17 protein-coding genes are annotated in these 15,120 nt (G+C 44.8%); 8 read left to right on the forward strand and 9 right to left on the reverse strand.

Annotation, left to right across the window (positions count from 1 at the left end; all coding sequences use genetic code 11):
• Positions 1-218: 218 nt before the first annotated feature.
• Positions 219-1,607, forward strand: coding sequence for a peptide MFS transporter (locus tag UF05_RS02390; RefSeq protein WP_005454549.1), 1,389 nt, complete (start codon positions 219-221; stop codon positions 1,605-1,607).
• 76 nt (positions 1,608-1,683) lie between these two features.
• Here UF05_RS02390 and hemH read toward each other — a convergent pair whose 3' ends face one another.
• The 3 genes from hemH to htpG form a co-directional block, all read right to left on the reverse strand.
• Positions 1,684-2,646 (reverse strand): ferrochelatase, encoded by a 963-nt coding sequence (gene hemH / locus UF05_RS02395; RefSeq protein ID WP_045546196.1) that lies wholly within the window; start codon positions 2,644-2,646, stop codon positions 1,684-1,686.
• A gap of 105 nt (positions 2,647-2,751) precedes the next feature.
• The gene (adk, locus tag UF05_RS02400) at positions 2,752-3,396 is read right to left on the reverse strand and encodes an adenylate kinase (protein ID WP_005454556.1); all 645 of its coding nucleotides are present in this window, start codon (positions 3,394-3,396) and stop codon (positions 2,752-2,754) included.
• A 320-nt stretch (positions 3,397-3,716) separates the two neighbouring features.
• Complete coding sequence (htpG, locus tag UF05_RS02405) at positions 3,717-5,621, reverse strand: molecular chaperone HtpG (protein ID WP_045546197.1); 1,905 nt, start codon at positions 5,619-5,621, stop codon at positions 3,717-3,719.
• A gap of 269 nt (positions 5,622-5,890) precedes the next feature.
• Here htpG and toxR point away from each other — a divergent pair, with 269 nt between their 5' ends.
• Genes toxR through UF05_RS02425 form a run of 4 tightly spaced genes read left to right on the forward strand, consistent with a single transcriptional unit; the run spans position 5,891 to position 8,398 of the window.
• A complete protein-coding gene (toxR, locus tag UF05_RS02410; protein WP_025442174.1) occupies positions 5,891-6,769 on the forward strand; it encodes a transcriptional regulator ToxR in 879 nt (292 codons plus the stop codon).
• Between the two features lie 11 nt (positions 6,770-6,780).
• Complete coding sequence (toxS, locus tag UF05_RS02415) at positions 6,781-7,296, forward strand: transmembrane regulator ToxS (RefSeq protein ID WP_005454545.1); 516 nt, start codon at positions 6,781-6,783, stop codon at positions 7,294-7,296.
• Between the two features lie 46 nt (positions 7,297-7,342).
• Positions 7,343-8,098 (forward strand): sulfite exporter TauE/SafE family protein, encoded by a 756-nt coding sequence (locus tag UF05_RS02420; protein ID WP_005496102.1) that lies wholly within the window; start codon positions 7,343-7,345, stop codon positions 8,096-8,098.
• A gap of 21 nt (positions 8,099-8,119) precedes the next feature.
• Positions 8,120-8,398: a SelT/SelW/SelH family protein gene (locus UF05_RS02425; protein ID WP_031816673.1), complete on the forward strand. Its 279-nt coding sequence runs from the start codon at positions 8,120-8,122 to the stop codon at positions 8,396-8,398.
• Positions 8,399-8,456: 58 nt separating this feature from the next.
• On the opposite strand, the gene yfcE is transcribed toward UF05_RS02425, so the two are convergent.
• The 6 genes from yfcE to UF05_RS02450 all read right to left on the reverse strand — a co-directional run bounded on the left by yfcE (position 8,457) and on the right by UF05_RS02450 (position 11,690).
• Positions 8,457-9,002 carry a phosphodiesterase gene (yfcE, locus tag UF05_RS02430; RefSeq protein ID WP_045546198.1) on the reverse strand — a complete coding sequence of 182 codons (546 nt, stop codon included), beginning with the start codon at positions 9,000-9,002 and terminating at the stop codon, positions 8,457-8,459.
• 69 nt (positions 9,003-9,071) lie between these two features.
• A complete protein-coding gene (locus tag UF05_RS26425; RefSeq protein WP_011105727.1) occupies positions 9,072-9,281 on the reverse strand; it encodes a hypothetical protein in 210 nt (69 codons plus the stop codon).
• A gap of 142 nt (positions 9,282-9,423) precedes the next feature.
• Positions 9,424-9,831, reverse strand: coding sequence for a CBS domain-containing protein (locus tag UF05_RS02435; protein ID WP_005454537.1), 408 nt, complete (start codon positions 9,829-9,831; stop codon positions 9,424-9,426).
• Complete coding sequence (locus UF05_RS02440; protein ID WP_005382084.1) at positions 9,828-10,178, reverse strand: P-II family nitrogen regulator; 351 nt, start codon at positions 10,176-10,178, stop codon at positions 9,828-9,830. The genes UF05_RS02435 and UF05_RS02440 overlap by 4 nt, the downstream gene beginning before the upstream one ends.
• Positions 10,168-10,959: a DUF1538 domain-containing protein gene (locus tag UF05_RS02445; protein WP_005454529.1), complete on the reverse strand. Its 792-nt coding sequence runs from the start codon at positions 10,957-10,959 to the stop codon at positions 10,168-10,170. Before UF05_RS02445 ends, UF05_RS02440 begins: the two co-directional genes overlap by 11 nt.
• Positions 10,956-11,690, reverse strand: coding sequence for a DUF1538 domain-containing protein (locus tag UF05_RS02450; RefSeq protein ID WP_020840239.1), 735 nt, complete (start codon positions 11,688-11,690; stop codon positions 10,956-10,958). Before UF05_RS02450 ends, UF05_RS02445 begins: the two co-directional genes overlap by 4 nt.
• A 285-nt stretch (positions 11,691-11,975) precedes the next feature.
• On the opposite strand from UF05_RS02450, the gene UF05_RS02455 reads away from it, so the two are divergent.
• The 3 genes from UF05_RS02455 (at position 11,976) to UF05_RS02465 (ending at position 15,061) form a co-directional block, all read left to right on the forward strand.
• Positions 11,976-12,893 (forward strand): TIGR01777 family oxidoreductase, encoded by a 918-nt coding sequence (locus UF05_RS02455; protein ID WP_020840238.1) that lies wholly within the window; start codon positions 11,976-11,978, stop codon positions 12,891-12,893.
• Positions 12,894-12,931: 38 nt separating this feature from the next.
• A complete protein-coding gene (locus tag UF05_RS02460; RefSeq protein WP_045546199.1) occupies positions 12,932-13,759 on the forward strand; it encodes an SDR family oxidoreductase in 828 nt (275 codons plus the stop codon).
• A 447-nt stretch (positions 13,760-14,206) separates the two neighbouring features.
• Positions 14,207-15,061: a thioredoxin family protein gene (locus UF05_RS02465; protein WP_005454528.1), complete on the forward strand. Its 855-nt coding sequence runs from the start codon at positions 14,207-14,209 to the stop codon at positions 15,059-15,061.
• Positions 15,062-15,120 lie beyond the last annotated feature (59 nt).

Here is a 15,120-nt window from a genome sequence, read left to right on the forward strand (position 1 = left end):
TTTTCAAAAGGTTAAGAAAATAAGTCCATAGGCAAAAATGAAAATTAAGTTTGTAACACACCCCAACCACCAACAAAAACCCCACAAAATCAAAAATAAACAGTGACTTAACAATGTTATTTAGTCGTAAGGCAAAATTTTATTGTTTGTAAGCAGTTAAATTGCAATGTATACGTAGGTGTCGTTAAAAAATGTAATAACTACTATTAGAAGAGCTTATGTCAAACCAACATCAATATTTCGGTCACCCTCGTGGCTTGTTCTTATTGTTCGGCACTGAACTCTGGGAACGCTTTTCCTACTACGCAATGCGTGCCATTCTAGTACTCTACTTAACTGATACCACAATGAATGGTGGTTTGGGCTGGTCAACGAAAGACGCGCTCGACCTTTATGGCATTTACACCGGCCTTGTTTACATTACCCCATTGATTGGTGGTTACCTTGCCGATAACTACCTTGGCCAACGCCGCTCAATTTTGCTTGGTGGTGCATTAATGGCTATCGGCCAGTTCACACTGGCACTTCCGGCTGACGCACTAGGCTTCGGAGCACTTCACACTTTCTATTTAGGTCTTGCTCTGCTTATTTGTGGTAATGGTCTATTCAAGCCAAATATCTCTACCATGGTTGGCGACCTTTACAATGAAGGTGATAACCGTCGTGATGGCGCTTTCACTATCTTCTACATGGGTATCAACCTTGGTGCTTTACTAGCCGGCGTGGTTTCTGGATCTGTAACGAACTCATTTGGTTGGAAAGCAGGTTTCGTAGCAGCGGGCGTGGGTATGATAATCAGCCTTGTCATGCAAATGTCGCTTTCACAGTCTTGGCTTGGTGATATTGGCCGTGAGCCAGCCGCGAAACGCGACCTAAACAATAAGAACGCCAAAACAAAACAGCCTCTTACCAAAGAAGAAGTAGATCGCATTAAAGTTATCTTGGTGATGAGCCTGTTTACTATCGTATTCTGGGCTGGTTTCGAGCAAGCTGGCGGTCTGATGAACATTTACACTCAGCAGTACACCGATCGTATGATTGGCGGTTTTGAAGTACCTGCAGCTTGGTTCCAGTCACTAAACCCATTCTTTATCATTACGCTTGCGCCTGTCCTTGCGGTTCTATGGGTGAAACTAGGTAAACGTGAACCAAACTCACCAGCGAAATTTGCTTTAGCTATGTTCTTCTTGGCACTAGGCTTCCTATGCATGGTTGGTGCAGTAATGGAACAAGGTGGTGATACTAACGTGAAAACATCCATGCTATGGCTAGTTGGCGCGTTTTTCTTCCATACTTTGGGTGAACTGTGTCTATCCCCTATTGGCCTGTCTCTTGTAACCAAACTGGCTCCGCTACGTCTTGCATCGTTGATGATGGGTGCATGGTTTGGTTGTAACGCTATTGCGAACTATGTTGCTGGTTACGTGGGTTCTCATGTGGGTGAACTTGGTGCAATGGCTATCTTTAGTGGCATCGCAGTAACCGCATTGATCAGTGGTGTGATTCTAATGTTATTCTCGAACACGCTTGTTCGTTGGATGCACGGTGCAGAAAACACTCACAGCACTGCAGAACAAATTGAAGAGCAACAAACACAAGTTGCTTAACATGGTTTCAAAGTTACTAAAAAGGGTCGCAATCGCGACCCTTTTTAGTATTCATTCAGTACAGAAAACCAAAGCTCTACAGCTTGCTGCGTACTAGTTCTGCCATCATATCGATATGCATGTCATCGTCGTTAAGGCATGGAATATAGTGGAACTGCTCACCACCCGCTTCCATAAAGATCTCTTTGTTCTCTCCAGCTATTTCTTCCAACGTTTCTAAACAATCAGATGAAAATGCAGGAGTCATGATATCAATTTTCTTCACGCCTTTACTGGTGATGGTTTCCAATGTTTTATCAGTGTAAGGCTGTAGCCACTCTTCTCGGCCAAAACGAGACTGATAAGACATACCAATCTGATCCGATGATAAACCAAGCGCCTCACCAAGCAAGCGAGTGGTCGCTTCACAATGCTGAGGATAAATATCGCCATTGTCTGCATAACGTTTAGGAATACCGTGATATGAACACAGCAAGTAATCCCCTTTGCCATGCTCTTCCCAGTATTGTCGAACCGAATGCGCAAGCGCTTCGATGTACATTGGATGATCGTGATAATCGCGAATAAAGCTGAATGCTGGCATCACTGGCAGTTGCTTAAACGCTTTTGTGATTCCATCAGACACGGCTGCGGTGGTTGTCCCAGAATATTGTGGGTACAACGGTAGCACAATAACCTCTTCCACACCTTGAGCGATAAGAGCTTCAAAACCAGATTGAAGGCTTGGGTTGCCATAAGTCATGCCGAGTTCCACAGGCATATCAAGATGCTGAGCAAGTTTCTTTGCCTGGCGTTTGGAATACACCATTAAAGGTGAGCCCTCTTCCATCCATACCGATTCATACAACTTAGCGACCTTTGGCGAGCGCATTGGAAGAATCACACCATGTAAAATTGGACACCAAAGCCATCGTGCCATATCGACTACACGATGATCATGAAGAAACTGACTTAAGAAGCGCTTAACCGCTGGAGCGGTAGGTTCATCAGGTGTTCCTAGGTTAACCAGTAACACACCTTGTTTATTTTTAGTTTGCATTGCGTCCCTTTGTTTTCCCAGCATATAAAATGTATAAAAAAAGCGACCTTACGGCCGCTTCACTATAACAAAATTATTAAAAATTTTGATAATAGGTATTACCTATTATGCTAATGCCTTCTCGATATCAGCACTTACTTCAGCTACTTGCTTAGTACCGTCAAATTTTAGGTACTTAGTTTTGCCTGCTGCAGCTTCTTTACCGTAGTAATCGATAAGTGGTGCAGTTTGCTCGTGGTAAACACCTAGACGTGCACGTACTGTTTCTTCTTTGTCGTCATCGCGAACAACAAGATCTTCACCCGTTACGTCGTCTTTACCTTCCACTTTAGGTGGGTTGTAAACAACGTGGTAAGTACGACCTGAAGGAAGGTGAGCACGACGACCAGCCATACGCTCAACGATCACATCGTCAGCTACGTCGAATTCGATAACGTAATCTACTTCAACGCCCATTTCTTTTAGGCCATCAGCCTGAGGAATAGTGCGTGGGAAACCATCTAGTAGGAAACCTTTCTCACAATCGTCTTGAGCGATACGCTCTTTGATAAGACCAAGGATGATTTCATCAGAAACTAGCTGACCAGCGTCGATAACAGCTTTAGCTTGTTTGCCAAGTTCTGTACCTGCTTTGATAGCAGCACGAAGCATATCACCAGTAGAGATTTGTGGAATACCGTATTTATCCATGATGAAGTTTGCTTGTGTGCCTTTACCTGCACCTGGAGCACCTAGAAGAATGATGCGCATGATTTATCCTCTTTTATATTTAAGATTTATACCGAAGCTCACAATAGCTGTGCTTCGCAGGCATAAACCCTAGAAGCGCTCGCAACGATAAGTTTCGGTATAAGGTATATAGGCGGGCAAAAATACACGCCTTATTACTCACATTCAAGTCACAGATTCTATCACAGGTTCACAGAGCAAAGAGTGAATTAAGACTAAAGAATGTTAACAACACCCTCTTTCTGCAGCTATTGATTATTAACTCAACACCTGTAATGCAAAATTTTGCGACAACAAACAAAAAGCTCGCATTATGCGAGCTTTTCGATATTGATGACTTATTAAACCTTAGTCAAAAGCTTGTTGATAGCACCCACGAACTGCGTTGGATCTTCCATCGAGCCGCGCTCTGCTAACATGGCTTGACCAAGTAGCACTTCGACCCAACGGCCAAACGCTTCTTCATCCGCTTCATCCGCCATGCGCTTAACAAGTTCGTGCTCTGGGTTGATTTCAAAGATGTATTTCACTTCTGGCACAGCTTGACCTGCGGCAGCAAGCAGCTTCGCCATCTGAGTCCCCATCTCGTAATCATCCGTCACAACGACTGCGGGTGTAGATGCAAGTTTAAAGGTCGTACGCACGTCTTTCACGCGGTCACCCAGGTAAGACTTGGTACGCTCAACAACCGATTTGAACTCTTCTTCGGTTTCTTTTTGCTTTTCTTTATCGGCTTCGTCTTCAAACTTACTCAAGTCAAGGCCAGCTTTTGTAATCGATTGGAACTGCTTACCATCAAACTCAGTCAGGTAGTTCATCAACCACTCGTCAATGCGGTCGAACATCAGAATGACTTCGATGCCTTTCGCTTTAAACTGCTCTAAGTGAGGGCTGTTCTTCGCCGCCGCGTAGCTGTCTGCCGTTAAGTAGTAGATCTTATCTTGGCCTTCTTTCATGCGCTCAACGTAGGACGCAAGACCAACGGTTTGTTCCGCAGAATCAACTTCTGTTGAAGCAAAACGCAATAGACCTGCAATTTTCTCTTTGTTCGCAAAGTCTTCCGCTGGACCTTCTTTCAACACTAGGCCAAACTCTTTCCAGAATGATTGGTATTTTTCTTCATCATTCTTCGCCATGCGCTCAAGCATAGTCAGTACACGTTTCGTGCATGCATTGCGTAGCGACTGAGTCACTTTGTTGTCTTGTAGAATTTCACGCGAAACGTTGAGTGGCAGATCGTTTGAATCAATCAAGCCACGTACGAAACGCAGGTAAGACGGCATAAACTGTTCAGCATCATCCATAATGAACACACGTTGCACGTACAGTTTCAGACCTGACTTATGATCACGATTCATCATATCCCATGGCGCTTTCGATGGGATGTAAAGTAGGCTAGTGTAGTCGTTTTTACCTTCTACGCGGTTATGGCTCCACACCAGTGGATCAGCGAAATCGTGTGAAACGTGTTTGTAGAATTCTTGGTATTCTTCATCTGAGATATCTGCTTTATTACGCGTCCACAACGCTTGAGCTTTGTTGATTTGCTCCCACTTATTCTCATCTGTCTCTTTATCGTCTTCATCACGCACTACAGTTTGGATAGAAACAGGAATACCGATGTGATCCGAGTACTTGCTGATGACATCGCGCAAGCGCCATTCATTTAAGAACTCTTTACCTTCGTCACGCATGTGAAGAATAATGTCGGTACCACGAGATTCTTTAGTGATGTTTTCAATGGTGTACTCACCCTCGCCCGCAGAATGCCATTGCACAGCTTCATCTGCTGGCAAACCTGCTGCACGAGTGCGCACGGTCACCGCATCAGCAACGATAAATGCAGAGTAGAAGCCAACACCAAATTGACCGATCAATTGCGAGTCTTTGCTTTGCTCTTCTGAAAGCTTTGAGAAGAATTCCGTGGTGCCTGATTTTGCGATGGTGCCTAAATGTTCGATAACGTCATTGCGGCTCATACCGATACCGTTATCAGAAATCGTTAGGGTATTTGCGCTTTCATCAAATGACAGCTTAACGCCAAGATCTGCGTTACCTTCATATAAATCAGGATTCGAAAGTGCCTGAAAACGCAATTTGTCTGATGCATCTGATGCGTTAGAAATCAGCTCGCGCAAAAAGATCTCTTTATTGGAATAAAGAGAATGGATCATTAAATGAAGTAGTTGTTTTACTTCTGATTGAAAACCACGAGTTTCTTTATTTTGAGATACGGTTTCGCTCATGTGTGCTCCATAACATCTAAACTAACAGGCTTTTTCAGGGACGACTTTGTGATTTAGTCCCTGAAATCACCACACTAAGATGTCATTTAACATGTGGCTGACAAATGTAAATTCAAGGTCAATATTGCTAAAAACGGTGTTTTTTTAGAAAAATTTAATTATCCTACCCCCCTAAAAGCATCTAAAACGTCGCGTATCTCCCATGCGCAAACGTAATTTTGTGATATAAATCACCATAATTACAACATCATCCATCTAAGAAGAACTAAATGACTAACATCGGCACCAAATTTCTACTTGCTCAAAGGTTTACCTTTGATCCAAATAGTAATTCGCTCGCTGACCAACAAAGCGGCAACGAAGTTGTACGATTAGGAAGCAACGAAAGCCGTATACTCCTGATGTTGGCGGAGAGACCAAACGAAGTTTTAACCCGTAACGAGCTTCACGAGTTTGTTTGGCGTGAGCAAGGTTTTGAGGTGGATGACTCAAGCCTGACTCAAGCGATTTCTACTCTGCGTAAGATGTTGAAGGATTCAACCAAATCTCCAGAGTTTGTTAAAACCGTTCCAAAACGAGGCTATCAACTCATTTGTACTGTTGAACGCCTAAGCCCGCTTTCTTCAGACTCAAGCTCAATTGAAGTTGAAGAACCTGCTTCTGATAACAATGACGCCTCTGCTAATGAGGTAGAAACGATCGTAGAGCCGTCTTTAGCGACGTCTTCTGACGCAATCGTTGAACCAGAAGCGCCAGTAGTACCTGAAAAAGCACCTGTGGCTTCTGCTGTGAATCCTTGGATTCCACGCGTTATTTTATTTTTGGCACTATTACTACCGATTTGCGTACTGCTGTTTACAAACCCAGCGGAATCTCAGTTCCGTCAGATTGGTGAGTATCAGAACGTACCAGTGATGACACCTGTAAATCACCCGCAAATCAACAACTGGTTGCCTTCTATTGAGCAGTGCATTGAACGCTACGTTAAACACCATGCAGAAGACTCCTTACCAGTGGAAGTGATTGCCACTGGCGGACAAAATAACCAGCTGATTTTGAACTACATTCATGACAGCAACCACTCGTATGAGAACGTGACATTGCGTATTTTCGCAGGTCAAAACGATCCAACAGACATCTGCAAATAAAGGAGGCCAGCATGAAGATTAAAGTAGCATCTGCGGTTTTGGCCGTATCTATCCTTTTCAGTGGTTGGTTGTACTGGGGCAGTGACCTTAAAGTTGAGCAAGTGCTTACATCAAATGAATGGCAGTCAACCATGGTGACTGTGATTACTGATAACTTGCCAGACGATACCGTAGGCCCGTTACGTCGAGTGAATGTGGAGTCGAACGTTAAGTACCTGCCGAATGGCGATTACATTCGCGTGGCAAACATCAAACTGTTCGCACAAGGCTCGACGGCTGAATCGACAATTAATATTTCAGAGAAAGGTCGCTGGGAAGTGAGTGATAACTATCTGCTTGTTTCTCCTTCTGAGTTCAAAGATATTTCTTCTTCTCAATCCAAGGATTTTTCTGAAGCGCAACTACGTTTGATTACTCAAATCTTTAAGCTAGATGCAGAACAAAGCCGCCGAATTGACGTGGTTAATGAGAAGACTCTGTTATTAACTAGCCTAAATCACGGTTCTACGGTACTGTTTAGAAACTGAATTTAATTAGTGATAAGGGGGCAAGATGCCCCCTTAATTTTTTCTCATGGATTGGTTAGACACTTTCACTCTCTTTTTCGGCTCGCTCGTTGCAAATACGTTGGCATCTCTTTCTGGTGGCGGCGCCGGTTTGCTACAGTTTCCTCTCCTTATTTTTCTTGGCTTACCGTTCTCCGTTGCACTAGGCACTCATAAAGTGGCTTCTGTTGCTTTAGGCTTGGGCGCTGCAAGCACTCACCTCAAAGCCGGCACAATTAAATTGCCCATCGCCCTTTATCTGATTTTTGTTGGCAGTATAGGTGTTGTGATTGGCGCAAACCTCATCGTTCATATCCCTGATGGTATTGCGGAAAAGATGCTAGGCAGTATGATTCTGGCACTCGGTATTTATTCCCGCTTGAAAAAGCAGCTGGGGCAAATCGAAATCATTAAGCGTCGCAATCAATTGGGTTGGATTCTTGGTGGTATTGGCATCATGTTGATAGGCATCGTCAACGGGTCTTTAACCGCTGGTTCTGGGTTGCTTGTCACTCTCTTTCTTGTGCGTTGGTTTGGGTTCGATTACAAACAAGCGGTCGCCTACACCATGATTTGTGTCGGACTGTTTTGGAATGGTATTGGTGGTGTCGCGGTTGTACAAGCAGGAGCACCGATTCACTGGGCTTGGTTACCAGTATTGTTGTTGAGCTCTTTTCTTGGGGGCAGTTTAGGCGCGTGGGCCGCAACTCGCTATAGCAACCGAGTGATTAAAATTGCGTTCGAAATTCTCACGTTTGCCGTGGGCATCAAATTGCTGGTTTAACCCAGTTAAAAGGAAATTTTCATGGATAAAGCAATCATTGATATTTATTACTGCCGCCAGTGCAACTGGATGTTGCGTTCGACTTGGTTATCGCAAGAGTTGCTGCATACTTTTAGCGAAGAAATCGACACCATCAGTTTGCATCCAGACACAGGTGGTCGATTCGAGATTTTCTGCAATGGCCAGCAAATTTGGGAACGTAAGAAGGACGGCGGTTTTCCTGAGGCAAAAGAACTAAAACAGCGCGTAAGAGACATTATCGACCCAGAGCGCGATCTCGGTCATTCCGATACAAAATAAGGGAACACTCGGTTCCCTTATTTAAATCATTTTCGTAGCGACTAACCTTAGTTGGCCGTTAAATCGTCGTCTGCGCCAGCACTTCACCTTCTGGCGTTTGAACACTGAGCATATTCCCATCCAGTAATCCAAAGCTTCTTGGTAAACCGTTACGCGGGAAGATCATTGAACCGGGGTTAAAGATCACCACACCCTCTTTCATTTCGGCTACGGGAACATGCGTATGACCATGAGCAATGATGTCACCCTCTCGCAAAGGCGGTCTTTTATCGCTGTTGTACAAATGGCCATGCGTCAGAAAGATTCGCTTACCAGACTCTAGCAATACCCACGCGTAATCCACCATCATTGGGAAGTTCAGCAGCATTTGATCTACTTCGCTGTCACAGTTACCGCGTACGGAGATGATTTGCTGACTGTATTGGTTAAGAAGCTCCGCCACTTGGGGCGGGTTATACCCTTCCGGAATCGGGTTGCGTGGTCCGTGGTTCAACGTGTCACCCAACAGCACCAAATGCTTTGCACCTGATGCTAGGAATAACTTGATGGTTTCTTCGGTTGCTGGCAAAGAGCCATGCAGGTCTGAGGCAAAAAATAGTTTCACGACGTTGTCTCCTCAAAATGTATGAGGCTATTCTACGGCATTCTGACGTATGCTCAACCGACTTCCAGATTACTGATGACGCACAGTCTCAATCAGCATTGGTAGCAAATGGAACCAAGCAAAATATCCGGCACCGACTAAAACTAATGTCCAAAAAACCATCGAAATGAACTTCGACTTCGCTAAATGGTGTAACGGGTCCGGTTCCCCACACCCTGGACATGTGTGAGCACGTTTCGATATTTGTTTCTCACACACAGGGCAAGAGACTAAAGGCATGATTTAAATTCCTCAACTATATGCTTAGGGCACAAAGAATAGCGCCTGTGAAAATATATGCAACATCACTAATAATCAATATCTTAGAGATTGACGCGTGTCGCTGACTTGAGAAAAATATTACGCATTTTACTTACACAGTTTAGCCGTCCTCTCTGACCATGCCATTAATCACGATATTGTTGTAACTCACCATGCCGATCACTTCGCCATCTTCAATCACGGGCGCGCGGCTGATCCCAAATCGCTCAAACAGACGAGCACAGTATTTAACGTTCATATCTGGATCGACACACAAAGCAGGCTTAGTCATGATTTCGTAGATATTGGTGCGCTGAGGGGCACGGTTATTTGCCAACACTTTCTTCGCAATATCATTCATTAACACAATGCCGTATTCATCGTTGTCATCGCGCTTTTTGACCACTAGCGCTTTCACTTGATATTTCTTTGCCAGAGTAATGCCTTCGTATACGGTCATCAGTCCATCTACCATAACGTAAGTAGCAGCCATGACGTCCCTTACTCGTACTATCGTTTGATTACTCATAGTTCATCCTCAACCACCTTGGTCAACGTTTCGACTTGATGCGCAACACCTACGGCATCCTCGATATCAATTTGAATCGCAATCCCCTGCCCCGACTCTCGGTCGAACTCTCCCACTTCATTAATGGTCTCAAGTATGTGCCGAGAAAGGTGCTCTTCCACCACAAAAAGCAGAACATCCTTTTGCACTTCTAGGGTTAATCCAAAAAACGTCCGCTTCTGATTTAAACCTTGACCACGAGCATTATTGATCACGGTCGCCCCCGTAGCTCCTGCGTCACGAGCCGCATCGAGCACCTTGTCTGTTTTGCTGTCTTCAACAAACGCGAGTATCAATTTAAAGCGCATTTTCTTCGTCCTCCGAGGTGTCTTTATTAAGCCACTGAGTAATTTGCGCATACCCCATTACGGATATCATTGGAAACAAACTGGCGAAAGCAATAAGCCCAAAGCCATCAATCATCGGATTCCTGCCTGGCACAGTTGAGGCTAGTCCCAGCCCAAGCGCCGTCACTAAAGGCACTGTCACGGTAGAGGTGGTGACACCACCTGAATCGTAGGCAAGTGGAATGATCAACTTAGGCGCATAAAAGGTTTGAATCACCACGACGATATACCCCGCAATGATGTAGTAATGAATCGGGTCGCCCACCACAATACGATAACTGCCAAGCGCGATACCTATCGCTACACCTAAAGCCACCGCAACTCGTAAGCCATTTACACTAATACTGCCACCAGACACTTGATTGGCTTTGATGGCCACTGCAATCAATGAAGGCTCAGCAATGGTCGTACTAAAGCCGATAAAAAAAGCAAAGGTGTACACCCAATAATAGTCGACCCACTCTAACGCCTGCCCAATAGAGACTTTAAACTCTCGGACGAATTCAGGAGCGGTCAACTGCACCGCCATTGTTTCGCCCAACGGAAACAATGCCATCTCCAAACCGAGTAAAAATAACGATAACCCAACAATGACATACGCAAAGCCGAGCAACACTTTTTTGAGATTATTCACTGGGCGGCGCAGCACAGCCAATTGAAAGCCAAAAATAATCGCCGCAATCGGGATCACATCACGAATAGTGGACAGCAACGTATCTAAGAAATGTTCGAATGAAATCATGTAACGGCCATCCCATAAATCATGACAAACATCATTGGCAGTAAAGAGGCAAACGCAATCAACCCAAAACCATCCACCATAGGGTTACGCCCTTTAATGGCCGAAGCTAACCCCACACCTAATGCCGTCACCAAAGGGACGGTAATCGTTGACGTGGTCACGCCACCCGAGTCGTAAGCAACGCCGATGATCGACTCTGGCGCAAACCAAGTGAGAGTCACAACGCCAACATAACCACCGATGATCATGTAATGAATTGGCCACCCTTTTAAGATGCGCAGCACCCCAATCACAATCGCAATCCCAACAGAAAAAGCCACCGTGATCCGCAGGCCAACGCCATACTCCGTCATGGATTGTTCGGTATTAGGGATCATCCCGCCTTCAGCCGCCACCTCTGAGGCCTCTTCTGCAACAGCAGTCAATGCCGGCTCTGCGATAGTGGTTCCAAACCCCAAGCAAAACGCAAAAATCAATAACCAAAACACACTGCCCTTTCGAGCAAAGGCTTGTGCCATATTTTCGCCAATGGGGAACAAGCCGAGTTCTAGCCCGAAAATAAAAAACGTCAGGCCTAAAATGACCAACAACAAACCAAAAAGAATCGAGACCAAATTAGGTAAAGGCTCTTGCAGAACCACCAATTGGAAGAAGGTAATAACAATTACAATAGGAAGAAGATCGCGGGCACTGTTAAACAGAGCGCGGAACAAAGCAGTGAGTGCTTCCATGCAAATCCTCCCTTTGACGAACAAGTTATTGGCTCTGAAGGCGAGACCTGTCCGGTGATATCCTTATCATCTACTCTCAGTGTGGCATAAATTTCTACTCACAAACGTGAACAACCTTATGTCACCACTAACATTTGGTTACATTTTCCTAATATGTGAACTGGATGAGCCACCACGAAAATTTATCTGAAAGATGGAAGAACGCATGATAAGGAGCGCGGAACTGATCAAGCGAGGCGCAAAACGACTATAATGTTCTAATATATTGACATTCAAAGAGATGCTATGAAGATATTACTTACAGGTGGAACTGGGTTTATAGGGTCTGAGTTACTCAAACTGCTCACCACTCATCAGATAGTGTTACTGACCCGATCGCCAGACCAAGCCAAACAGCACTTGCAGTACGCTGATTTAGGTAATATCGAGTACCTTGCTTCTCTTGATGAACTCGCCGATCTCAACAACATAGATGCCGTCATCAACCTCGCAGGAGAACCAATCGCAGACAAGCGTTGGACGGAACAGCAAAAAGAGAAAATTTGCGACAGTCGCTGGAAAATTACCGAGCAAATTGTTGAGCTGATTCACGCCAGTACCGAACCGCCTTCTGTGTTTCTTAGTGGATCTGCCGTGGGTTATTACGGCGACCAGCAGGATCATCCGTTCGATGAGTGTCTTCATGTGAATAACGACGATTTCCCGCATATGGTTTGCGCCAAGTGGGAACAAATCGCCAAACGAGCTGAGTCCGAACAAACCCGCGTTTGCTTTCTCCGGACAGGCGTCGTACTCGGGCTTAATGGCGGAGCACTCGCGAAAATGCTCTTGCCTTACAAATTGGGGTTAGGCGGACCGCTTGGCAATGGGAATCAATACATGCCTTGGATTCATATCCTCGATATGGTTCGTGCCATTATGTACCTGCTTGAAACCCCTCACGCGCATGGTGCCTTCAACATGTGCGCTCCTCACCCTGTGACTAACCGGATATTTAGCCGCACGTTAGCGAAAACACTCAAACGTCCTCATATTCTATTCACACCTAAATGGGTCATGGCATTGGCGATGGGAGAATCAGCATGTTTGTTGTTTGACAGTATGCGAGCCAAACCTAAGAAACTCACCGAGCTCGGCTTTAAATTTAGTTATTCAAGAATAGAACCAGCACTGAAGCACTTGCTTCAAGATAGAAGCTGTTGAATGATAAAGCTTATCTGTCTCTCGCATTAAGCTAACACATGAATAAATCCATCCTCATTACGGGTTGCTCAACGGGCATCGGGTACGTTTGTGCTCATGCACTCCATAAACAAGGCTTTAACGTCATCGCCTCTTGTAGAAAGCTTGATGACGTTCAACGACTCCAATCAGAAGGGTTAACCTGTATCCAGCTCGACCTCGACGACCCAATAAGCATCACTAGTGGCGCAAAACAAGCGATTGAATTGGCTCAAGGCCAGCTTTATGCCCTGTTCAATAACGGCGCATATGGTCAGCCCGGTGCATTAGAAGATCTGCCTACCGAAGCATTGAAAGCGCAATTTCAAACCAACTTTTTTGGTTGGCACCAATTGGTTCAAGAGGTACTACCCACTATGCGTGTTCAAGGTGAAGGTCGCATTATTCAAAACAGCTCTGTCTTGGGTTTTGCCGCAATGAAGTATCGTGGGGCGTACAACGCCTCAAAGTTTGCCCTAGAAGGATGGACAGATACATTACGGCTCGAACTTGCTGATACCGACATCAAAGTGGCGTTGATAGAGCCCGGCCCCATTGAAACGCAATTTAGACACAACGCTCTGCACGCTTTTGAGCAATGGATTGACGTAGATTCAAGCCCTCACCGTATCGCGTATGAAGGACAGAAAAAGCGTTTAGATAACGATAAATCGAATAATCGATTCGTGCTGCCCGCAGAAGCTTGTATCGAACCCGTTCTTCACGCGCTAACCAGCAATAAACCTAAAATTCGCTATCGCATTACGACACCAACTAAGTTGTTTGCGATTTTGAAACGATTATTACCCACTCGTGTCCTCGATAAAATTTTGCGACAAGCCGCATAGAAATATTTTGTCGTAATGTAATTTCATCGTAACAATGTGATGTCATTATGAGCACGTAGGTTAAAAAAACCTCACGCGCTCGAATCAATTTCTGATTAAGTTTATCAATTAAGACTTCCTCTTAAGATTTTGAACTTAAAAAGATTTGGTATCGCCACCCAGTATGTTTTGTACGAATGCGAGGCAACAATGACATTAAATCAGCTGAACTGGCTTAGTGTGGGTGTAGTGTTGACGATGTTCATCCTATTTTGATACCACACCTTGCACGATGCCATGCTCTGCTATCTAACGTGCGAGAACCACCAAATTAATTGCACTTTTGCTTGCAAATAGGATAACGCTGCTTCGGCAGCGTTTTTCCTAATATCCTCGACCCGCTTGATTTTCCATTCAATTAGCTCCATATCTACAGACATCGACCTGAATTAAAGCAAGGACACTCAGATGCAATCCCCATTTATCGTTGAGTTAACAGAACAGAATTTTAGAGAAGTGCTTGAAGGATCAATGAACACGCCCGTTCTGATTCATTTTTGGGCCAACGCTCAACCAGAAAGCGCACAGGTGCTACCTGAGTTGCAAGCTCTCACTCAACAGTACAATGGTGCTTTTACATTGGCTCTGCTGAACTGTGAAGATCAACCAGCGCTTGCTTCCCAATTTGGCGTGCAAGTACTGCCAACAATCGCGTTGTTTGTTAATGGACAAGCAGTCGATGGCTTAGGCGGGCCTCAACCAATCGAAGCGATTGGCGCAATGCTACAAAAACATTTGCCAAGCCCTGACGAACAACTATTGAAGCAAGTAAGCGAACTGCTTCAACAAGGCGAACATGCACAAGCTCTGAACGTCATTCAAACACTGTCAGATGAACTGCAATCACGCGGTGATGTAAAATTAGCGAAAGCCGATTGTTTGCTAGAAACTAAACAATTCGAATTAGCACAAGAGTTGTTAGCAACCATCCCACTTGAGTATCAAGACAACTCTTACAAAAGCTTAATCGCGAAACTGGAACTGCATCAGCAAGCGGCTGAAAGTCCAGAATTAAAGCGCTTGGAACAAGAGTTGGCAGCTAACCCAGACAATTTCGAATTGGCATGTGAGCTAGCAGTACAATACAACCAAGTAGGTCGTGATGAAGAAGCGCTAGAGCTACTTTGGAACATTTTAAAAGTAAACCTAGGCGCGCAAGATGGCGAAGTGAAGAAGACTTTTATGGATATCCTAAGCGCATTAGGACAAGGCAACGCTATTGCAAGTAAATATCGTCGCCAGCTGTACTCCATCTTGTACTAAGCGCAGAATTCTTCTAAAAATAAGACAATAAAGGCCGGAATTTCCGGCCTTTGTTTTTT

It is taken from the genome of Vibrio sp. S457-15 (assembly GCF_000960545.1).
GTDB classification, from domain to species: Bacteria; Pseudomonadota; Gammaproteobacteria; order Enterobacterales; family Vibrionaceae; genus Vibrio; species Vibrio parahaemolyticus.